Source organism: Rhodococcus sp. O3 (assembly GCF_048897285.1).
GTDB lineage: Bacteria > Actinomycetota > Actinomycetes > Mycobacteriales > Mycobacteriaceae > Rhodococcus.
Genome location: NZ_JBMBTE010000003.1, coordinates 82,746 through 102,696 on the forward strand (window position 1 = coordinate 82,746; position 19,951 = coordinate 102,696).

Annotated in this window: 18 protein-coding genes; 2 read left to right on the forward strand and 16 right to left on the reverse strand. The window is 67.2% G+C overall.

Annotation, left to right across the window (positions count from 1 at the left end; translation table 11 throughout):
• Positions 1-128: 128 nt before the first annotated feature.
• The 3 genes from lpdA to ACN675_RS02295 all read right to left on the reverse strand — a co-directional run bounded on the left by lpdA (position 129) and on the right by ACN675_RS02295 (position 3,398).
• On the reverse strand, positions 129-1,532 hold the full coding sequence (gene lpdA / locus ACN675_RS02285) for a dihydrolipoyl dehydrogenase (protein WP_420749370.1): 1,404 nt from the start codon (positions 1,530-1,532) through the stop codon (positions 129-131).
• Between the two features lie 82 nt (positions 1,533-1,614).
• The gene (locus ACN675_RS02290) at positions 1,615-2,442 is read right to left on the reverse strand and encodes an ABC transporter permease (RefSeq protein WP_420749371.1); all 828 of its coding nucleotides are present in this window, start codon (positions 2,440-2,442) and stop codon (positions 1,615-1,617) included.
• Complete coding sequence (locus ACN675_RS02295) at positions 2,439-3,398, reverse strand: ABC transporter ATP-binding protein (RefSeq protein WP_420749372.1); 960 nt, start codon at positions 3,396-3,398, stop codon at positions 2,439-2,441. The genes ACN675_RS02290 and ACN675_RS02295 overlap by 4 nt, the downstream gene beginning before the upstream one ends.
• A 95-nt stretch (positions 3,399-3,493) precedes the next feature.
• Here ACN675_RS02295 and ACN675_RS02300 point away from each other — a divergent pair, with 95 nt between their 5' ends.
• The gene (locus tag ACN675_RS02300; protein WP_420749373.1) at positions 3,494-4,201 is read left to right on the forward strand and encodes a TetR/AcrR family transcriptional regulator; all 708 of its coding nucleotides are present in this window, start codon (positions 3,494-3,496) and stop codon (positions 4,199-4,201) included.
• 64 nt (positions 4,202-4,265) lie between these two features.
• On the opposite strand, the gene ACN675_RS02305 is transcribed toward ACN675_RS02300, so the two are convergent.
• The 10 genes from ACN675_RS02305 to ACN675_RS02350 all read right to left on the reverse strand — a co-directional run bounded on the left by ACN675_RS02305 (position 4,266) and on the right by ACN675_RS02350 (position 15,364).
• On the reverse strand, positions 4,266-5,120 hold the full coding sequence (locus ACN675_RS02305) for an SDR family oxidoreductase (RefSeq protein ID WP_420749374.1): 855 nt from the start codon (positions 5,118-5,120) through the stop codon (positions 4,266-4,268).
• An 86-nt stretch (positions 5,121-5,206) separates the two neighbouring features.
• Positions 5,207-6,742 carry an acyl-CoA synthetase gene (locus ACN675_RS02310; RefSeq protein ID WP_420749375.1) on the reverse strand — a complete coding sequence of 512 codons (1,536 nt, stop codon included), beginning with the start codon at positions 6,740-6,742 and terminating at the stop codon, positions 5,207-5,209.
• Between the two features lie 91 nt (positions 6,743-6,833).
• Positions 6,834-8,063, reverse strand: coding sequence for a CaiB/BaiF CoA transferase family protein (locus tag ACN675_RS02315; protein WP_420749376.1), 1,230 nt, complete (start codon positions 8,061-8,063; stop codon positions 6,834-6,836).
• 51 nt (positions 8,064-8,114) lie between these two features.
• Complete coding sequence (locus ACN675_RS02320; protein ID WP_420749377.1) at positions 8,115-9,782, reverse strand: thiolase C-terminal domain-containing protein; 1,668 nt, start codon at positions 9,780-9,782, stop codon at positions 8,115-8,117.
• 38 nt (positions 9,783-9,820) lie between these two features.
• Positions 9,821-10,063, reverse strand: coding sequence for a hypothetical protein (locus tag ACN675_RS02325; protein ID WP_420749378.1), 243 nt, complete (start codon positions 10,061-10,063; stop codon positions 9,821-9,823).
• Positions 10,064-10,142: 79 nt separating this feature from the next.
• A complete protein-coding gene (locus ACN675_RS02330; RefSeq protein ID WP_420749379.1) occupies positions 10,143-11,321 on the reverse strand; it encodes an amidohydrolase family protein in 1,179 nt (392 codons plus the stop codon).
• Between the two features lie 55 nt (positions 11,322-11,376).
• Positions 11,377-12,597, reverse strand: coding sequence for a cytochrome P450 (locus ACN675_RS02335; RefSeq protein WP_420749380.1), 1,221 nt, complete (start codon positions 12,595-12,597; stop codon positions 11,377-11,379).
• Positions 12,598-12,635: 38 nt separating this feature from the next.
• Positions 12,636-14,102 (reverse strand): aldehyde dehydrogenase family protein, encoded by a 1,467-nt coding sequence (locus tag ACN675_RS02340; protein ID WP_420749381.1) that lies wholly within the window; start codon positions 14,100-14,102, stop codon positions 12,636-12,638.
• A gap of 31 nt (positions 14,103-14,133) precedes the next feature.
• The gene (locus ACN675_RS02345) at positions 14,134-14,994 is read right to left on the reverse strand and encodes a mycofactocin-coupled SDR family oxidoreductase (protein WP_420749382.1); all 861 of its coding nucleotides are present in this window, start codon (positions 14,992-14,994) and stop codon (positions 14,134-14,136) included.
• A gap of 181 nt (positions 14,995-15,175) precedes the next feature.
• A complete protein-coding gene (locus ACN675_RS02350; RefSeq protein WP_420749383.1) occupies positions 15,176-15,364 on the reverse strand; it encodes a ferredoxin in 189 nt (62 codons plus the stop codon).
• Between the two features lie 287 nt (positions 15,365-15,651).
• On the opposite strand from ACN675_RS02350, the gene ACN675_RS02355 reads away from it, so the two are divergent.
• Entirely contained in the window at positions 15,652-16,341 is a 690-nt protein-coding gene (locus tag ACN675_RS02355; protein ID WP_420749384.1) for a TetR/AcrR family transcriptional regulator, read from the forward strand.
• 23 nt (positions 16,342-16,364) lie between these two features.
• Here the strand turns inward: ACN675_RS02355 and ACN675_RS02360 are convergent, their stop codons facing one another.
• Genes ACN675_RS02360 through ACN675_RS02370 form a run of 3 tightly spaced genes read right to left on the reverse strand, consistent with a single transcriptional unit; the run spans position 16,365 to position 19,950 of the window.
• A complete protein-coding gene (locus tag ACN675_RS02360) occupies positions 16,365-17,294 on the reverse strand; it encodes a DUF7065 domain-containing protein (protein WP_420749385.1) in 930 nt (309 codons plus the stop codon).
• Entirely contained in the window at positions 17,294-18,298 is a 1,005-nt protein-coding gene (locus ACN675_RS02365) for an NAD(P)H-dependent flavin oxidoreductase (protein ID WP_420749386.1), read from the reverse strand. The genes ACN675_RS02360 and ACN675_RS02365 overlap by 1 nt, the downstream gene beginning before the upstream one ends.
• Complete coding sequence (locus ACN675_RS02370; protein WP_420749387.1) at positions 18,295-19,950, reverse strand: AMP-binding protein; 1,656 nt, start codon at positions 19,948-19,950, stop codon at positions 18,295-18,297. Before ACN675_RS02370 ends, ACN675_RS02365 begins: the two co-directional genes overlap by 4 nt.
• Between the last annotated feature and the right edge of the window lies 1 nt (position 19,951).

Sequence of the window (19,951 nt, forward strand, 5' to 3'; positions counted from 1 at the left end):
GCACCGCAACGACAGGGGCACCTCAACGACAGGGGCACCGCAACGACAACGGCCCGTGGTGACGGTGAAGTCTCCACGGGCCGAGGCCGGTACATCCGGGCGGGGATCTACCCGCGCGGAGGTCTCTGTCAGAAGTTGATCATGTGTCCTGCGAGACCGTGGATGGCCTCCTGCAGCGCCTCCGACAGCGTCGGGTGCGTGTGGACGTTGCGGGCCAGCTCGTTGACGGTCAGGTCCCACTTCTGGGCCAGCGTCAGCTCGGGCAGCAGCTCGGAGACGTCGGGGCCGATGAGGTGGCCACCGATCAGCTCGCCGTGCGTCTTGTCGGCGATGAGCTTGACGAACCCGTTCGGGTCGCCGAGACCGTGGGCCTTGCCGTTGGCGGTGAACGGGAAGGTCGCGACCTTCACGTCGTAGCCCTCGGCCTTGGCCTGCTCCTCGGTGAGACCGAACGACGCGACCTGCGGCTGGCAGAACGTCGCGCGCGGCATCATGCGGTAGTCGCCCAGCTCGAGCGTCTCGGCACCCCCGATGGTCTCGGCGGCGACGACGGCCTGCGCCTCGGCGACGTGCGCGAGCTGCAGCTTGGCGGTGACGTCACCGATGGCGTAGATGCCGGGGACGTTGGTGCGCATGCGCTCGTCGATGTCGATGGCGCCGCGGTCGGTGAGGGCGACGCCGGTGTTCTCGAGGCCGTAGCCCTCGACGCGCGGGGCGAAGCCGACGGACTGCAGCACCTTGTCGACGACGACCGTCTCGACGTTGCCGCTCTTGTTGTCCTTGATCGCGACGGTCACCTTGGTGCCGTCGTCGTCGATCGTCTGCACGGCGGCACCGGTCTTGATGGTGACACCGAGCTTCTTGTACGCCTTGGTGATCTCCTTGGAGATGTCGGCGTCCTCGTTGGGCAGAGCGCGGTCGAGGAACTCGACGATGGTGACGTCCACACCGTAGTTCTTCAGGACGTAGCCGAACTCCATGCCGATGGCGCCGGCACCGACGATGAGGATCGAGCCGGGCAGGTCGCGCGTGAGGATCTGCTCCTCGTAGGTGACGACGTTCTCGCTGAGCGAGGTGCCGGGCAGCAGCTTCGTGACCGAACCGGTCGCGATGATGACGTTGTCGAAGGTCACCCGGTCGGTGCCGCCCTTGGTGAGCGCCACGTCGATGGTCTTGGCGTCGACGAACGAGCCCTTACCGTCGTACTCGGTGATCTTGTTCTTCTTCATGAGGAAGTGCACGCCCTTGGTGCGACCGTCTGCCACCTTGCGGCTGCGGTCGAAGGCTGCACCGAAGTCGAAGGACACGTCCCCCGAGATACCGAACGTCTTGGCCTCTTTGGTGAAGAGATGAGCCAGCTCGGCATTGCGGAGAAGTGCCTTCGAGGGGATGCAGCCCACGTTCAGGCACACACCTCCCCAGTACTTCTGCTCGATGATGGCGGTGCTCAATCCCAGCTGTGCCGCGCGGATAGCAGCGACGTACCCACCGGGACCGGCTCCGAGGACAACGACGTCATAGTGTGAGGTCACGGATATACAGGGTAGTCCCGCCGGTTTCCGCTGTCTGTCGATGGTCCGGTTACCCGTCGGTAATGACCGGATCGGCGCCCGATCAGCGGGTCGTGTGGTACCGGCGGACCGTGAGCGGCACCATCACAGCGACGATTCCGAGGCACCAGCCGAAGGCTGCCAACAGGGGGTACTGCAGGGGCCACGCCGCGTCCGCGGCCATCGGCACAGCCGCGTCCGCGGCCATCGGCGCCGCGCCGCCCAGCAGTTCGCGCAGGGCCGCCACCACGGCACTGACCGGATTCCACTCCGCGATCGCCCGGATCACCGCGGGCATGGTCTCGGTGGGCACGAAGATGTTGGAGAACATGATCGTCCCGAAGATCATCGGCGCGCACTGCTGCAGCACCTGCTCGTCCCGGATCGAGAAGCCGAGCCAGATACCCAGCCAGGAGAGCGCGAACCGGAACAGCAGCAGCAACACGATTGCGAGCGTGATCTCGCGGACGCCTGCGTCGACCCGCCAGCCGACGAGATACCCGACCCCCACCATCGGCACGAGCGCGACCGCACAGGTGGCGGTTTCGGCGAGGGCGAGCCCGGCGGGCACCGACACCGGTGCGGTGGGCAGCGTCCGGAACCGGTCGGAGAGTCCGCTGCGCAGGTCGGCGTTGGCGGTGGCCGCGGTGGTGGCCAGGCCCATCGCGGCCACGAGCACCAGTACCCCCGGCATCAGATACGCGCGATAGGCGGCGGCGTCACCGCCGGACAGTGCGCCGCCGAAGACGAATCCGAACAGCAGCACCATGCCCAGCGGCGCGGCGAGGGTGACGAGCAGCAGCGCGGGCGAGTGCCGGTACGTCAGAACGATCCGATGGAACAACGTCCGGGTGCCGGCGAGTGCCGAGCTTCCGTGGGTGGCGGTGGTCATGCGGGCTCCTCCGTGCGGGCGTGTCCGGTCAGGGTCAGGAACGCCTCGTCCAGTCCGACGCGGCGGCGGCCGATGTCGTCGACGGGCACGCCCGCCTCGTCGAGCGCGCGCAGCACCGGTAGCAGCGGCACCGAGTCGGCGTCGGCGGCGAAAGACAGTCGGACGGTGCCGGTTTCGGATGCGGTGTCGGTGGCGATGTGCCGCAGGCCGAATGCGGCGGTCACGGCGACCGCCTCGGCGACGTCCGCGGCGGCGGGCAGGGCGACGTCGAGTCCGGCGCCGACCGCCTCCTTGATCTGCGCCGGGGTTCCGGTCGCGATCGTCGCGCCGGCGTCGAGGATCGTGATGGTGTCGGCGAGACGGTCGGCTTCGTCGAGGTACTGCGTCGTGAGCAGCACGGCAGTGCCCTCCCCCACGAGTTCGCCCACCAGCCGGTAGATCTCGTTACGGCTGTGCGGGTCGAGACCGGTGGTCGGTTCGTCGAGGAACAGCACTTCCGGCCGCACCACCATCCCGGCGAGCAGGTCCAGCCGTCGGCGCATGCCTCCCGAATAGCTGCTCACCGGGCGGGCGGCGGCGTCGGCCAGATCGAACCGATCGAGCAGCTCGGTCGCGCGGGCCCGGGCCGAGCGGGCGTCGAGCCCGTGCAGGCGCGCGAACATAGTCAGGTTCTCCAGGCCGGTCAGCCGGGGGTCCACCGCGTGAAACTGCCCGACCAGCCCGATGCATCGCTTCACGTGGGCCGCATCGCGCACGACGTCGAAGCCGCAGACGCGGCCACGACCGGCGGTGGGTCGCAGCAGCGTGGCGAGCATGCGGACGGTGGTCGTCTTCCCCGAGCCGTTCGGGCCGAGCAGCGCATGGATGTGCCCGGCGGGAACGCTCAGGTGCACTGCGTCGACGACGGTGCGGTCTCCGAAGGCCCGGGTCAGACCGTCGGCTTCGAGCACGTTCATGCGCATCTCCCTCGAACTGTGAACAATGTTCGCAATTAGAGAGTAGATAAATGCGAACAGTGTTCGCAACTCTTTTCTCGAGGCATGCTGGGGTCATGCCGACCTCACTGTGGCTGCGCACCGACGAACGCAAGCGCGGGCCCCGCCCGACGTACACCCTCGACGACATCGGCGAGGCCTGCGTCCGGCTGGTCGACAGTGAAGGCATGCGCGCACTCTCGATGCGGCGCGTCGCCGACGCGCTCGGCACCTCGGCAGCATCGCTGTACCGATACGTGGCCGGCAAGGACGACCTGCTCGCGCTGATGGCCGACCGAGTCGCCGCCGAGTTCGACTTCCCCCCGCTCACCGGTGACGTCCGCACCGATGTACTCGCCATCGCCCAGCAGTCCCGATCCTTGCATCGGCGTCATCCGTGGCTACGGGAAACGCCGGCCACCGACCTAGGCCCGAACAGCATCCGCTACCTCGACCGGCTCGTCGGCGCACTGGCACCGGCCGGACTCGACGCGACCGCCACCATGATGGGCGTCGCCCTGATCAGCGGCTGGGTCACCAATTTCGCGGCGCAGGAATCGGCCGGGGAGACGGCCTCGGCAAGCGGGGGCGGTGCCGCGCACATGTCCGAGATGCTCGCGCACGGCGACTATCCGCACCTGACGGCCCTGTTCACCTCGAATGCCTCGGGCGCCGCTACGCCCCTCGACAACGACACCGCGTTCGTCGCGGGGCTCGACGCCATGCTGTTCGGAATCGCGCCCGCCGCGTCCCGGACCGAACCACCTCGGCCGGAACGGAAATGACGGTCGGCGTATCGAAATATCGGTACGCCGACCGTCACTCAGGGGCACTTCCGGCGACGCAGGGCTACTTGTTCTTCTTCGCCTTGTTGAACCGGCGCATCGCGAGCAGGTAGGCCGGGACCTTCCGAATCGACACCGGACGCGGCCAGTCGCTGCCGCGGAAGAAGGGCTCGGTACCGCCGTCGACGACGACGACCGACCCGCAGAGGAAGTCCGCCGCCGGCGAGAGCATGAACTCGACCCACTCCCCGATCTGCTCCGGCTGACCGAAGCCACCGATCGGCACCGGGAAATCCCGCACCCGATCGCCTTCCGGGCTGTCGAGCTGGGCGGTCAACAGCGGTGTCGCGATCGCCCCGGGTGCGATCACGTTGAGACGGATCCCCGCACCTGCCCACTCCGGCGTCACGGCCGCGCGGCGCACCCAGTGCGTCACTGCGAGCTTCGAGGCCGCGTAGGTGAAGGCCGGGCCGGCGGGCTTGATACGGCACGCCCGCTTGACGGCCTTCTCCACGTCGCCCGCCAGAAACGCCCGCACCGCCGACATCGGGGCGGCCGGGACCGTCGTCGTCGAGTTCGACCCGAACACCACGACCTTGCTGTTGCCGGTCGCCGCGAGCGTCGAGCGCCAGCCCTCGAGCAGTTCGACGACACCGCGGAAGTTGACCTCGGCGATGACGCGTTCCTTGCCGGCGAGCGGTCCGAGCCCGGCAGCGAGGACGACACCGTCGAGGTGCCCCTCGGCCAGTTCGAGTGTCTTCGCGATCGCGGCGGCGCGACCTTCCGTCGTCGACAAGTCCGTGACGACGTCGCCGTCCTTCAGGTCGATCCCGATCACGGTGTGACCGGCGGCCCGCAGCCGATCCGCGCTTGCCTTACCCATCCCGGAAGCCGCGCCGGTCACCGCATAAACGCCCATTACCATCCCCTCGTCGCCTTCGGTTTCCAGCGACGGTACCGCCCGGCCGATCCCTTCCGACAGCCGGTATGCAGGGGGTGACTCTCCTACTGCGCGACGGCGGTGCCCTCGTACCGGGACAGCAACGCACGCTTGAGGATCTTGCCGCTCGGCAGGCGCGGCACCTCACCGAACTCGACGGTGCGCGGCACCTTGAAATGCGCGAGCTTCTCCCGCGCATAGCCGATCAGCTCGGCCGCGAGGGCGTCGTTCGCAACGGTCGCCTCGGCCGGGGTCACCACCGCGTGCACCCGCTGCCCCATCTCGTCGTCGGGCAGCCCGATCACCGCCACGTCGAGGACCGCCGGATGCATGGTGAGCGCATCCTCGATCTCCTGCGGATAGATGTTCACCCCACCGGACAGGATCAGGTCGGTGCGACGCGCCGACAGATAGAGGTAGCCGTCCTCGTCCACGTGGCCGAGATCGCCGAGCGTGCTCCAGCCCTTGTCGTTGTACGCGCCGGCGGTCTTCGCGGCGTCGCCGTGGTACTCGAACCTCGGGGTGCCGCTCATCCAGATCGTGCCGATCTCGCCCGGACGCAGTTCGTGTCCGTCGTCGTCGCAGATGTGCACCTCACCGACGGTGGGCCGGCCCACGGATCCGCGGTGCGCGAGCCATTCCGGCGTGGAGATCATGAAGAACCCGTTTCCCTCGCTCCCCGCATAGAACTCGAGGATCTTGGGACCGAGCCACTCGATCATGCGTTCCTTGACCTCGATCGGACACGGCGCGGCCGCGTGGATCACCACACGCAGGCTCGACAGGTCGTACCGCGCCCTCGTCTCGTCGGAAAGCTTCAGCATGCGGACGAACATCGTCGGCACGACCTGGGTATGGGTGACCCGGTACCGATCGATCGCGGCAAGCGCGCCCTCGGCGTCGAAGTGTTCCATGACGATTGCGGTTCCACCGTTGCGGACGGTACCCATGGACCACCCGAGCGGTGCCGCGTGATAGAGCGGTCCGGGGCTCAGATACACGCTGTCCGAACCGAATCCGAATGCGTTGCGCATCACCGTATCGATTCCCAGTCCGGTTCCGAAGGGCGCACCGGTCAGCTCGGGCAGAATCCCCTTGGGCCGCCCGGTGGTTCCGGACGAGTAGAACATGTAGTAGCCCTCGACCTCGTCGTCGATCGGCGTCGCCGGAAGCGCGGCCGCCACGTCGGCGAGCGACGCGGCGCCGGTCGCCGACTTCCGCCCCACCGTGAATCGTGTTTCCACAGCGGGGTTTCCGGAGTCGATAACCGACGCGAGCCGGTCGAGGTGTTCGGAATGGACCAGCACGCGGGCACCGCAGTTCTCGATGACATAGGCGGCTTCGTCGTCGGCGAGGTGCCAGTTGACGGGCGTGTAGAGAAGTCCCGCTCGTTGCGCCGCCCAGACGACCGGGAACATCTCCAGGCAGTTCTCCATGAGGATCGCGATGTGATCGCCCGCCTGCAGCCCCTTCTGCCGGAAGAGGTGGGCGATGCGGTTGGACGCGTCTTCGAGTTCGCGGTAACTCAGCGTCGCGCCGCTGCCGGCCATCACGATCGCGGGCTTGTTCTCCTCGGCCACCGCCAGATCCGTCAGGTTCATCGCCGTCACGGCAATCCCTTCACGAGGGCCGCCGTGGTGACGGGCGGCCGGAACACGCACTCAGGACAGTTGGAAAACCGGGCTGTACAACCTAGGTGACGGCACCCGCGATCTTCAGTTCGATGAGGTGTTCGTCGTTCAGTCCCATCTCCCGCAGGATCTCGTCCGTGTGCTCGGCGAACTGCGGAGCCCGCGACATCTTCACCGGCGCGTTGTCGAACTTGACCGGACTCGCGACCAGCTTCTGCGGTTTGCCGTCCGCGTCGGTGATCTCGACGATCCGCCCGTTGGCGATCAGCGCCTCGTCGTGTCCGAGCTCCCAGCCGTCCTGGACCGGGGCCCATTGTCCGGAGATGTCGCGGAAGACCCCGAGCCATTCGTCGTAGGTGCGCTTCGCGATCGCCTCGGCGAACCAGTCACCGATCTCCTGGGAGTGCTCGAAGATCGCTTCCATCGTGGCGAATCGGGGGTCGTCGACCAGGTCCTCGCGACCGAGCGCGGCCACGAACTCGTTCCAGTAGCGAGTCGGTTGCAGCATCGAGAACTGCAGCCACCGGCCGTCGGAGGTGCGGTACGAACCGCTCAGCGGGTTGCCGGGCGCGGCCGTCGTGCGCCGTACCTTGGGCAGCGGGCCGCCGAGGAACAGCGACAGGTTGACGGAGAACTGGGTTGCCCATGCACCGACGGCGAGCAGCGACACATCCACGACGGACGGCTCACCGGTGCGTTCGCGCCCGGCGATCGCGGCCGCGATACCTCCGGCGATCGTCATTCCCCCGATGTTGTCGCCGTAGGCACCGGCCGGCATGAACGCCATGTGATCGGTGTCCGGCGGCATGACACCGTCGGCGCTGCCGGCGCGGGCCCAGAACGCCGTTGCGTCGTAGGCGCCCTTGTCCGCGTCCGGCCCCTCGGAGCCGAAGCCGTTGCCGGTGACATAGATGATGTCGGGATTGATGGCGCGGATGTCGTCGACGGTGAGGCGGAGCTTGGCGAGCGGACCGGGCAGGTAGTTGGTCAGGAACACGTCGCTGCTGCGGACCAGGTTCTCGAGGATCGGTCGTGCCTCGGGCTTGGCGAGGTCGAGTCCGATGCTGCGCTTGCTGCGGTTCGGGCCCTCCATGATCGGTGCGAACGACGAACCGGCCTGGCCCGCGGCGAGTCCGAGCACGCGGACGAGACCGCGTTGCGCGTCGCCGGTCTCGGCATGCTCCACCTTGATGATGTCGGCGCCCCAGTCCGCGAGTACCGCTCCGGCGGCCGGAACGAAGGTGAACTGGGCGACCTCGAGGATTCGGATGCCCTCCAGGGGACGGTCCATGACGACTCCTGATCGTGGATGGGTGAACTGGTGACCGGGTGGTGTGGCGATCTAGCCGGTGCGGAGCAGGACGGCGCCGGACGGCACGCCGCCCCCGGCGGTGACGACTGCGACCTCCGGGCCGGCGACCTGCAGTCCCGGCGCCTGCCCTCGCAGTTGCAGCACGGCTTCCCGGAAGAAGCCGTAGCCGTGGGTGCGTCCGGCGGACAGCTGCCCACCGTGCGGGTTGAGCGGTAGGCGACCGTCGATCGCGATGCCGCGCCCTCCGTCGACGAAGTCCCGGGCACCGCCGAACTCGCAGAATCCCAGTGCCTCGAGCCACGACAACGCGTTGAACGTGAATCCGTCGTACAACAGGGCGACGTCGACGTCCTCGGGACGCAGATCGGTGCGGCTCCACAGGTGCGCGGACGGACCGAGAGACTGCGGCAGGTGCGTGAGTGTGCCCTGATCCCACGACAGGTTCTCGAGGATCTGGGTGCCCACCGCCTCGACGAACACCGGCGCGTGGGGCAGGTCCGGGGCGGTCTCGGCGGCGGAGACGATCACCGCGACCGCACCGTCGACCGGGACGTCGCAGTCGTACAACCCGAACGGCGTGGAGACCGTTCGGGCGCCGAGGTAATCGGCCATCGTGATCGGATCACGATAGACCGCTTCGGGATTCGAACCCGCGTTGGTCCGCGCGTTGACGGCGATCGCGCCGAGCGTCTCCTTCGCGTCACCGTAGCGGTGGAAGTAGTGCGACGCCTGGCAGGCGATCCAGTTGGCCGCCGAGATGGCACCGAACGGATGACGGAACTCGAACATGCCCGCCGCCCGGCCGATTCCGGCCTCCCACTGCCCGGACCGCACCAGTTCGGAATGGGTCGACTCCCACACGGTGCGGTAGCACAGCACGTGCCGGCACAGTCCCGACGCGACCGCCAGCATCGCCGCAATGATGGACCCGTTCTGTCCGGGCAGATCGCCGCCGCCGTTGACCCAGGTCGGGCGGATCCGCAGGGACTGCTCGACGGGCATGATTCCGCCCTCCGAGATGCCGCCGACGGCGGCACCCGGATAGGTGGACAGGCCGTCGATGTCGTCGACGGACAGACCCGCATCCGCGATGGCCTGCAGGCACGCGTCGACCGTCAGCGTCAGCGGATCGGCCATGAGCCGGCGGCCGATTCTCGACTGCCCCACCCCCGAGATCACGACACGGTCCTCGAACTTGCCGGAGGTGACCGGCGGGCGCAACCGCGCCCGGTAGTTCTCCGGTTCCGGCAGCGGGCCGGGCTCACCGTCCGCGTCCGGGTCCGGTTCGAACAGCGGTAGCCAGATCTCGTGGCTCACCTGCTCGAACACGACCCGCACCTTCGTACCCACGGACACGTCCGCGGGTTCACACCCGACGATGTTGGTCGTCAGGCGGACGCTCGAATCCTCTTCGAGCGCAACGATCGCGATGACGTACGGAGGAGGGAGATCCGGGAGCCACTGCTGCACGTTGATCGTCACACCCACCACGACCGCGCGGCCCGAGACCGCTTGCAGCGAGATGTCGCGCCCCCTGCACTCCGGGCACAGCACCGTCGTCGGGTGCATTCTCTTGCCACACGTGCCGCACTGCGCCACTCGCAGGACCCCGTCGGCTCCCGAGGCCCAGAACTCGGACGTCGCCGGGGTCGGCTGCGGCAGGGGCCGTCCTGTGGCGACGACGGTACTTCGGCTCACGTATTCTCCATCACCCGGTTGTCGGAACTGCACGGTCGTCAGAATTCCACGGAATTCGGTGCGCTGACGCGCTTTCGCGCTTCGATCATCGCCGCGAGCCGCCGTTCCATATCGGCGCGGGACATGTGGATGTCGTCTCCATCCTCTCCCCTGTCCAGCCGTGCGAGCCGGTCGCGTTCGGCGGCGATCTCTTCGTCCAGCAGGTCGCCGGCCAGGTTCCGCGTGAGTAGGTCCTGGTCGACCCAGTCGTCCTCCGGTAGCTGGTCGATCGGTTCGGCCATGTCGGTCCTCCGAGAGTGCGCGGGACGCGCCGGTGTGCCTTTGTGGCGGTGGGAGCCGCCATTTCGGCACACCGGCGGTTCAGATACGGGGGAAGTTGAGCAGCCGACGGGCGTTCAGCTCGACCATCTTGTGCACGTCCTCGTCCGGAACATCGATCATGGCGTCGTGCACGCGCTTGCGGCTGTTCGGCCAGTTCGAATCGGAATGGGGGTAGTCGCATTCCCAGGTGATGTTGTCGATCCCGATGGCGTGCCGATTGTCGATTCCGAACTGATCGTCGATGAAGCACCCGAAGATGTGTTCGGCGAACAACTCCGACGGTCGCGACGACTGGTCGATGTTCTGGTAGAACCGGTGCTTCTCCCAGGTCTGATCCATCCGCTCCAGCAGGTACGGTGCCCAGCCGATTCCGCCCTCGGACATCATCACCCTCAGGTTCGGGTGCTTGTGGAAGACCGGGGAGAACAGCAGATCCGCCGTCGCGTACATCGAGTTGCACCCGAACAGTGCGATCATCACGGCCATCGGCGCCTCGGGTGCCGTGATCGGCGCCTGACCGGACGTGCCGAAGTGCATGCACAGCGGCATGCCGGCCGCCTCGGCCGCGGACAGCACCGGATCCCAGTGATCGGTATGGAACGACGGCAACCCCAGCGGCACCGGATTCTCGGGGAAGGAGATCGCTTTCGCGCCCTTGGCCGCAGTCCGCTCGATCTCGCGCACGCATTCCTCCACCGACCACAGCGGCAGGATCACGATGGGGATCAACCGGTCCGGCGCCGCCGCGCACCACTCGTCGAGCATGTGGTCGTTCCATGCTTTGACGCACAGCAGGGCGAGTTCCTTGTCCTCGCCCTCGAGGAACACCGTGCCCGCGAACCGGGGGAAGGAGGGGAAGGCCAACGCCGCCTGCACTCCGTCGATGTCCATGTCCAGCACACGTGCGTGCGGGTCGTAGCATCCCGGCAGCATGTCCTCGTAGCGGGTGGGTTCCACGCCGTACTGTTCGGGCTTCTTACCCGCGACCGCGTTCAGGCCGATGTAGGGGTAGATCCGCCCCTCGTACTCCCATACTTCTGCCAGCCGGGTTCCCACAGGTGCGCCGGGGATCGGGAAAAGACCGCTCGGCATGGCCTTTTCGATGATCTTCGGGCCGGCCTCGAGGTACTTCGACGGCAAGCGGTCCGACCACAGCCGCGGGTGTTCGATCAGGTGATCATCGGTGGAAATCAAGTGCATGTGATCTTGCAGTGGCATGATGCGTCTCCCGGGTTCGAAGAGTCAGCTGGTGGAAACGGCACGGCAAGCCGGACTAGCGGTCCCACTCGAGGGGAAGGGAGGTCAGGCCGAGCTGACCACCGGTTTCGAACAGCTCCGCGTCCGGGGCGAGCCGGTAGTCCGGGATCCGCTTGTGCCATTCCTCGAGTGCGATCCGCAGCTCGCGGCGTGCCAGGTGCGATCCGAGGCAACGATGCGGGCCCGCGCCGAAGGCGATGTGGTTGTTCGGCGACCGCGTGATGTCGACCTCGGTGCCGCTCTCGAAGACGGACTCGTCGCGATTCGCCGCGGCGAGCGCGAAATTCACCATGTCGCCGGCCTTCAACGGGCAGCCCAGCAGCTCGGTGTCCTTCATGACCTTCCGCGCCGGCACCACGATGGCGTAGGCCCGCAGAATCTCTTCGACCGCATCCGGAATCAGCTCGGGATCCTCGACGATGCGGGCACGATCTTCCGGATGCGTCGCGAGGTGGTAGAACGCCCAGCCGAGCGTCACCGACACGGTGTCGAGACCGGCCATGAACATCAGCAGGCAGAACGAGAGCAGGTCCTCGTCGCTGACGGGCTTACCGTCGATCTCGAATTCGAGTGCCTTGCTGACGATGTCGTCCTTCGGCTCGGCACGGCGCTCCGTGATGGTCGTGTAGAACCGTCCCATCACGGCCTGCATCGCCGCGACCTGAGCGGCCTCGCGCGCTGCGAGATCGTCGTCCGAGGCGTGAAGAATCGCGTGTTCCCACTCCATGAACTGCGGTAGTTCCTCGACGGGGAGTCCCATCAGTTCCAGGAAGATCGAGGTCGGGAACTGCTGGGCGAACTCGGCCATGAACTCGGTCGCGCCACCGCCCTTCGCCTGGATCCCCTCGACGAGCTCGATCGCCCGCTCCCGCACCTTCGCATCCAGCTTCTCGGTGGTCTTCGGGGAGAACAGCGGACCGAGTTGCTTCCGCCACTGCAGGTGCTCGTCACCGTCGAGCATCTCCGGAATCCACTTGAACGGCGGATTGGGGTCGAGCGGGGTCACGACGCTGTTGGAGAACGTCTCCGCGTCCTGCATCACCTTGAGGATGCCCTCGTAGTTGGAGACGGTGTAGTACCCCGGTCCGAATTCGTTCCGGAAGATCGGCGACTTCTCCCGGAATTCGTCGTAGCGGGCGAACCATTCACCCACCGGCTTGTACTCGGCGTAGTTGAAGTTGTGTACGGGGCACTTGCCCGCGGCTGGCGTCGTGGGTGTGGGTTCCGTCTGGGTCATGATCGTCCTTAGGTGGAAGTCGACGAGAGCGCGGGCGGTCAGCCGCGGGCTGCGCTCCAGGTGATGGCCTTGGTCTGCAGGTACTCCTCGAGGCCGGCCTCGCCCCATTCGCGACCCAGGCCGGACTGCTTGTATCCCCCGAACGGAATGTGCGGGGTGACTCCCCCGCCACCGCCGTTGAGCGAGACGAATCCGGTGCGGATCCGCCGGGCGATGGCGAGTGCCCGTACGGGGTCGGAGGCGTACACACTGCCGCCGAGGCCGTACTCACTGTCGTTGGCGAGACGCACCGCGTGGTCGTCGTCGTCGAACGGGATGATGACGCCGACCGGGCCGAAGAACTCCTTCCGGGCGATGTCCATGGAGTTGTCGACGTCGACGAACAGCGTCGGTTCGACGAAGAAGCCCTTCTCGAGGGCCGGGCGGCCACCGCCGAACGCGATCTCGGCGCCTTGTTCCACACCGGTGGCGATGAGCGCCTCGACCTTGCTGCGCTGAGCTTCGCTGATCAGCGGCCCCATGACGGTGTCCGGTTCGGCGGGATCGCCGACCTTGACCATCGACAGTCCTGCGCTGACGGCTGCGACGAGCTCGTCGTAGCGGGAACGATGCACGAGGGTGCGGGTGAACAGCGCGCAACCCTGCCCCGCATGAGTGATCATGTTGCCGATCACGGATGTGGTGACGGCGACGAGATCGGCGTCCTCGCAGATGATGTTCGGGGACTTGCCACCGAGTTCGAGGACCACCTTCTTGAGACTCGGCGCGGCCTGCTCGTAGACCAGGCGACCGACGGTGTCGGAGCCGGTGAAACTGACGAGATCGACCTTCGGATTCGTGGTCAGTTCCCGCCCGGCGTCGATGTCGCCCGTCACGATGTTGAGCACGCCGGCGGGAAGACCTGCCTCGTCGGCGATCTCGCCGAGAACGAAGGCCTCGAGCGGAGTGGTCGGGGCGGGCTTGAGTACCACTGTGCAGCCGGCGGCGAGCGCCGGGGCAAGCTTCATGATGTTGAGGAACAGCGGGAAGTTGTACGCCGAGATGAGCACCGCGACCCCCGCCGGTTCGCGGACCACGATGCCCTGGCCGATCCCGTCGCCGATGGTCGGCAGAACCCCGCGCTCGAACGAGAAGGTCGGCAGGATCCGGTCGGCCATGTCGCGGAAGTGCTGCAGCGGAATGCCCACCTGCAGGTATTCGGCGAGCATCCGGGTCGAGCCGGACTCTGCGATGTTCAGCTCCACGAGCTCGGCGCGACGCTTGTCCAGCGCGTCGGCCATTCTCAGCATCACCTGGGCCCGCTCGCGAGGTGACATCGTCGGCCACGGGCCCTCGTCGAATGCGCGCCGCGCGGCGTCGATGGCGCGACCCACCTCTCCGACGGTGGCCTGCGGAACCCGGCCGATCACTTCCTCCGTCGCCGGATTCAGGACGTCGAGTACGACATCCGACTCGCTGTCGACCCACCGGCCGTCGATGTAGAGCTTCGAGATGTTCTGTGCCACGGGATTTCTCCGGATTCTCGGTGGATGTCGTTCAGAAGGAGGGTTGCTGCGGACGGTTGCGGACGTAGCCGCCGGCATCCACGCGCATCTGCATGCCGGTGACGTATCGCGACGCATCGGAGAGGAGGTACAGCACCATCTCGGCGACATCTTCGGGTTCGACGTAAGGCACGCCCATGTTGGTCATCACGGGGAAGACGGGCTCGGCGTCCTCGCGCGTCGGAGACTCGAGATCCGGACGGAACTGCCGGTACATGATCTCGCTGTGGAGCATGGGGGTGTTGACGTTGGTCGGATGGACCGCGTTCACGCGAATTCCCTTGGGCCCGAGTACCACTGCCAGGTCGTTCACGAAAGCGGCGATCGAGCGCTTGGCGAGCGCGTACCCGAGGCCACCGGCCCCGTTCGTCGGATTGTCGGTCGACCCGGGCAGCAGGGCGGCGAGGCTACCGGTCGCGACGATCGAACCGCCGTCGGCCAGGTGCGGGAGGGCGGCCTCGACAGCGTTGACGACGCCGACGAAGTCGATCGTGAACGCGTCGAGGAAGGCCTGCGGATCGTCGGTTCCGAGGGGGCAGATGCCGGCCTGGGCGACGACACCGTCGATACGGCCGAACTCGGCGACTCCGGCCTCGACCGCGGCGGTCAGCGCCTGACGGTCACGCACATCGGCGATCGTGGAGAGCATACGGCCACCGGCCTCTTCGACCAGTCGCCCAGTCTCGGCGAGGTCCTCCGGGGTCGCCATAGAGTAGGCGTTGGTCTTGATGTCCTCACAGAAGTCGACGCCGACGATCTTCGCGCCCTCCTGCGCGAGCCGGACGGCGTGCGCGCGGCCCTGCCCACGGGCGGCGCCGGTGATGAAGACGACCTTGTCCTGTACACGTCCCATAGTTGTTGTCCTTGTTCGGAAGACGGTGTGTTCGAACGACTGTGGGCTCGAACGACGGTGGGTTCGAAAGACGCTGGGTTCGAAAGACGCTGGTGGGTGGAGACGAGGTAGTGCAGTTCGATGGGCCAGGGCGGACCGTCGCGAAGGAATCCGGTGCCGCCGCCCGCCGGAGAGATCCAGGTCAATGGAGGTGGATGGCGTGTTCGGGGCATGCCGCGATTCCGGCGGCGATCCGCTCGTCGATCGGTTCCTCGACCTCGACGTCGAGTGGGAGGGCATAGCCGAGATCGTCGATATCGAACACCTCGGGAGCTACGGCGTAGCAGCGGGCATGTCCGGAACATTTGTTGGTGTCGACCGTGAGCTTCATTGGATCCTGCCGTTTCGACGTGGGCGGTGCGTGCGGAGAGCACGATGCACGTACCGCTGGAAATCCGACTCATCGTGAGACTCGAGCCGCGCAGAATCGCACCGCTTGAGACTTTCGCGTTCGATCGTAGCGAGAATCGTCCATATTGTCGAGACCTAGGTCACATAGATAGATAGGTAGTGACATCACGCACTGTTCGCGTCGCACGGGCGCCCGGCTGCCTCCGCCGTTAGAGTGGCCGCATGCCGTCGCAGACATCCAACTCGCTCCCCGCCTGCGATGAGAGCGTGCGAACCCGACTCGTCCGTGCAGCCGACGAGGAGATGCGCATCCAGGGCACCACGGCGATCACGATGGCCGCCGTAGCCGAGCGGGCCGGGGTGTCGCGGGCGACGGCGTTCCGTCAGCTCGGCAACACGTCCCGCATGATCATCCTGGTCGGCATCCATCGAGCCCGGAACCACATTGCCCGAACCCGCGAGATCATCGCAGCGCAACCCGACATCCTCGGAAAGATCGAGGACGTCCTGGTCTACACGACGCGCGAACTGCCCGAGGATCCGGTCATCAGGGCATTGGTGGCTCAGCATTCCGCTGCCGTGCTGGACGAGGACATCCGGTCGCTGACCGACGAGATCTCCGGTCCGGTCCTGCTCGCCGGTCAGGCGGCCGGCGTCATCCGCACCGACATCCCTGTCCGGGAGATGATCGACTTCCTCCTCGAGCAGACCTACCTCGCTGCGGAGTACCCGGACCGATCCGAAAAGGCCGCGCGCCACCGGTTCCGGACGTTCGTCGCGCCGGCCCTGCGCCCCCAACCCGCGTCCGGCACCACAGCCGGACCGCCGCTGCACCCGAATGCGGAACTCGATCGGGCACTGTCCGCCGCCGCCGACGCGATCGCCACCGCCCGGGATGCGGCGGTACGCATCCGATTCCGTCTCGAGGGAATCGACGAGCGGTTCGGCGACCGCTGATCGCCCGCAGCCGGTGTGCGGATTCACGTCCGGCTCGAACGCGCTCGGCGGAACTGCTCGATCGACCACACATCCTGGTCCTCCCCGTAGACGGTCCGGCCGTCGATCTCGAATTCGAGCAACGTATTGATGCACACGTTGGTCGCACCGGGCAGGATCATCCGGCTCCGGGCAGTCCCGGTGGCAACGACCTCACCCCCGTGCTCGTCGGTCACCGCGATCTCGAGCCTGTCCACCCAGGCCCGAGCCGGATCCCGAACCACCTTCCGCTCGCCGCCCACCAGACGCGAGACCTCGTTGCCGCGGCGCACATACCCGGTGTGCACCCTGTCGGTCGTGTCGGTGGGCACCGAATAGGTGAGCAGGCTGCACTCCGGGTCGGCCAGCCAGGTGTATCCCACGCGACCGTATCCCCGCTCGGTGCGCGGGCCCCACGACCGGTCCCGCATCGCGCAGCACTCGACGTCGATTCGTTCGCCGTCGAGAATCAGGTGCCCGGTGACCCGGCCGGTCTGGTCGTAGTGCGAGGCCGCCGGATAGGGCGGGGCTCCCCGGAGAAGCGGAACGGGCCGCTCGAATCCCCGGAACGACAGTTCGACGGAGATGCGGTTCCGATCCTCGTAGCGGACGTCGTAGACCTCACCCGGCTCGATCACTTCGATCGTCGCGCCGGTCGGGCTGATCAGCTTCGGTCCGTCGAAGGTCGGCATCTTCAGGGCCGAGAAACCCTCGTAGAAGGGCAGATCCCAGGGGTCCACCGCAGTGTCGTCCCACAGCCACAGCCCTCCGTGCGTGATTCCCGCGTTCTGCCGCACTCCCACGTAGATCCAGGCGCCGATATTGCGCTCCGGAACGAAGAAGGAGAACCAGAAGGTCTCGTTCTCGTAGAAGTTGTCGGAGACCGGGTGCAAGTAGTCGTCGGCTTCGACGAAGCCGATTTCCTGTGTGGTCATCATGGCACCTTTCGGGTTGCTGCTTCCGGCCGGCGTGACAGGGATTCGGCGAGCGCGGCACGCCAATCGCCCGCTCGGCGAGCGGCATCGAACTCGTGTGCCAACCGGTCGACCACCCCCGCGACCGGTGGAATGTCGTGGATCAGGCCGGTCGAATGACCGCCACTGAACACCGTCTTCCACGGCTTCACGCCGGGAGGAAGGTTCGGTCTGTGTCGCGCAACGGGTTTCGGCAGATCGTCCGGGTCGAGCCCGTTCGCGGCGATCGACGATGCCAGGAAGCTCGCGGGCAGGCCCGCGATGGCGTCGGTGAACACGACATCTTCACTGCGCGACTCCACGAGCATGCTCTTGTGGTCGTCGACGGTTCCCGATTCGAGTGTCGCGATGAACCGGGTACCCATCACCGCGACGTCGGCACCGAGCGCGAGTGCCGCGGCGATGCCGTTGCCGTCGGCGATACCACCGGCGAGCATGATGGGGCCGTCGAACATGCGGCGTACCTGCGGGAGGAAGGCGAACGGCGACAATGTGCCCGCGTGTCCCCCGGCTCCCGCACAGACGAGCATGAGTCCGTCGACACCGGCCGCGATCGCCTTCTCGGCGTGCCGAACGGTCGTCACGTCGTGGAACACCGTGCCGCCCCAGCCGTGCGCGGCATCGACGATCTCCTTCGGATCGCCCATGTTGGTGAGGATCAGCGGCACCTCGTGCTTCGCGACGGTCGCGAGCGCGCGGTCGCGCATCTCCTTGTCGAGCGCAGCCGAGGCCGGCATGTTCACGCAGAACGGCGCGAACGGCTCACCGTGGTCGATACTTTCGCGTTCGGCGGCGCGGATGGCGCCGAGCCAGCCGTCGAGGGTCTCGGGTGCCCGCGGGTTCGCGGACGGAAATGCGCCGACGACACCCGCGCGGCACGCGGCGATCACCAGGTCGAGGTTCGAGACCAGGAACATCGGTGCCGCCATCACCGGCAGTCGCAGATCCTGCCAGCGCACGCTCATCGGCCGCCGGCCCTCGGGAAGTGCTCGGCGCGGAGTTCCGCCTTGCGGACCTTGCCCAGGGCCGTGCGCGGCAGGGCGTCGACGACGACGAGTCGTTCGGGCGTCTTCTGTTTAGCCAGTCCCGATTCGGCGAAGTGCTCGCGAATGCTGTCGAGATCGATGTCGGCTCCGGGCATCGGGACGACGACCGCGGCCACCACTTCCCCGTATCGGGGATCGGGCGCCGCGACGATCGCACCCTCCGCCACGGCCGGATGGGTGCCCAGCACGTCCTCCAGCTGGCCCGACGAGATCGTCTCGCCCGCGCGGATCACGACGTCCTTGATGCGATCGGTGATCGTGAGACGCCCGTCGGCGTCGAGATGGCCGAGGTCGCCGGTGCGCATCCAGCCGTCGGCGGTGAACGCCGCAGCGTTGAGGCTTGTGTCCCGGTAGCCGACGAACTGGTCGGGTCCGCGCGTGACGATCTCGCCGTCGACGCCGGTGGGCACGTCGGTGCCGGTTTCGTCGACGATGCGTACGCGCACGCCCGGCAGCGGCGAACCGTCGGTGCCGAGACGCGCGGGTTCCGGGTCGGTGGCGGTGCCGGATGTGACCGTGGGATGTTCGGTCGATCCGTAGCAGCGGAAGGTGCCGATACCCATGTCCCCTGCGCGACGGACCAGGTCCTCGGGCACCGTGGCCGCACCGATGAGGAATTCGCGTAGTGTCGCGAGCTTTCCGGCGACTCCTTCGATGTCGAGCATGCCGGTGAGATGGAAGGGGGTACCGGCCGTCGCGGTGACGCGGTGGCGGGAGATCAGTTCGACCGCGAGAGCGGGATCCCACATGTCCATGTAGACGGTGTCCCGGCCGTGGAGCAAGGGGCGCAGCATGCTGCCGACGCCGGCGATGTGTCCGGGCGGGAACGTCACGAGCTGAACGGCGTCGTCACCCGTTCCGAGGTATTCCGTCGCCGACTGCTGCTCGGCGAGCAGCGAATTGTGGCTGTGCTGTACGCCCTTCGGCGCGGACGTGGTACCCGAGGTGTAGATGAGCAACGCGACGTCGTCGGCGTGGACGGTGGGGCGAGCATATTCCGTCGTGGTGGCGAGAAGGTCGTCCCACGGGCACGCGCCCTCCGGTACGGCCTCGCCGACCACCACGACGTGTTCGAGCGTGGGGATGTCGGCGAACCCGGCGACGCGGTTGCCGTAGTCGATCGAACGCCAGCGGTCGGGCTGGACGAGGACCTTGGCGCCGGACTGTTCGAGGATGAACCGCACCTCGTTCGGTCCGTAGATGTGCACGATCGGGACGAGGACCGCACCGGCCAGCATCACCGCCGCGTATGCGATGGAAGCTTCGATCCGGTTGGGCAATTGCACCGCCACGGAATCTCCGGGGCGGATGCCCCGTTCCTGCAGAGCTGCGGCCACGCGCCGGGCCCGGGCGTGGATCTCACCGGCGGTCGTGACGAGTTGCTCGCTCTCGCCTCCGGCGTAGACGAGAGTGGTGGACGCTCCGGTCGCGCAGCTTTCGGCGAGCGCATCGGGCCAGGTGTGATCGCTGTAGAAACCCTCGCGATACCACTGGTCTCGCAGTGCGGCGGGATCGTAGCCATCGACTGTCCCCAATCGACCTGTCACCCGCTCGGTGTTGCTCGTGTCCACG

What these genes read in the sequence shown, in the direction of transcription:
- ACN675_RS02350 (WP_420749383.1), bottom strand. Translation starts at nt 15,364, where the DNA reads ATGAAGCTCACGGTCGACACCAACAAATGTTCCGGACATGCCCGCTGC.
- ACN675_RS02345 (WP_420749382.1), bottom strand. Translation starts at nt 14,994, where the DNA reads ATGGGACGTGTACAGGACAAGGTCGTCTTCATCACCGGCGCCGCCCGT.
- ACN675_RS02305 (WP_420749374.1), bottom strand. Translation starts at nt 5,120, where the DNA reads ATGGGCGTTTATGCGGTGACCGGCGCGGCTTCCGGGATGGGTAAGGCA.
- ACN675_RS02300 (WP_420749373.1), top strand. Translation starts at nt 3,494, where the DNA reads ATGCCGACCTCACTGTGGCTGCGCACCGACGAACGCAAGCGCGGGCCC.
- ACN675_RS02290 (WP_420749371.1), bottom strand. Translation starts at nt 2,442, where the DNA reads ATGACCACCGCCACCCACGGAAGCTCGGCACTCGCCGGCACCCGGACG.
- ACN675_RS02335 (WP_420749380.1), bottom strand. Translation starts at nt 12,597, where the DNA reads ATGACCCAGACGGAACCCACACCCACGACGCCAGCCGCGGGCAAGTGC.
- ACN675_RS02325 (WP_420749378.1), bottom strand. Translation starts at nt 10,063, where the DNA reads ATGGCCGAACCGATCGACCAGCTACCGGAGGACGACTGGGTCGACCAG.
- ACN675_RS02295 (WP_420749372.1), bottom strand. Translation starts at nt 3,398, where the DNA reads ATGAACGTGCTCGAAGCCGACGGTCTGACCCGGGCCTTCGGAGACCGC.
- ACN675_RS02365 (WP_420749386.1), bottom strand. Translation starts at nt 18,298, where the DNA reads ATGAGCGTGCGCTGGCAGGATCTGCGACTGCCGGTGATGGCGGCACCG.
- ACN675_RS02315 (WP_420749376.1), bottom strand. Translation starts at nt 8,063, where the DNA reads ATGGACCGTCCCCTGGAGGGCATCCGAATCCTCGAGGTCGCCCAGTTC.
- ACN675_RS02310 (WP_420749375.1), bottom strand. Translation starts at nt 6,742, where the DNA reads ATGAACCTGACGGATCTGGCGGTGGCCGAGGAGAACAAGCCCGCGATC.
- ACN675_RS02330 (WP_420749379.1), bottom strand. Translation starts at nt 11,321, where the DNA reads ATGCCACTGCAAGATCACATGCACTTGATTTCCACCGATGATCACCTG.
- ACN675_RS02360 (WP_420749385.1), bottom strand. Translation starts at nt 17,294, where the DNA reads ATGACCACACAGGAAATCGGCTTCGTCGAAGCCGACGACTACTTGCAC.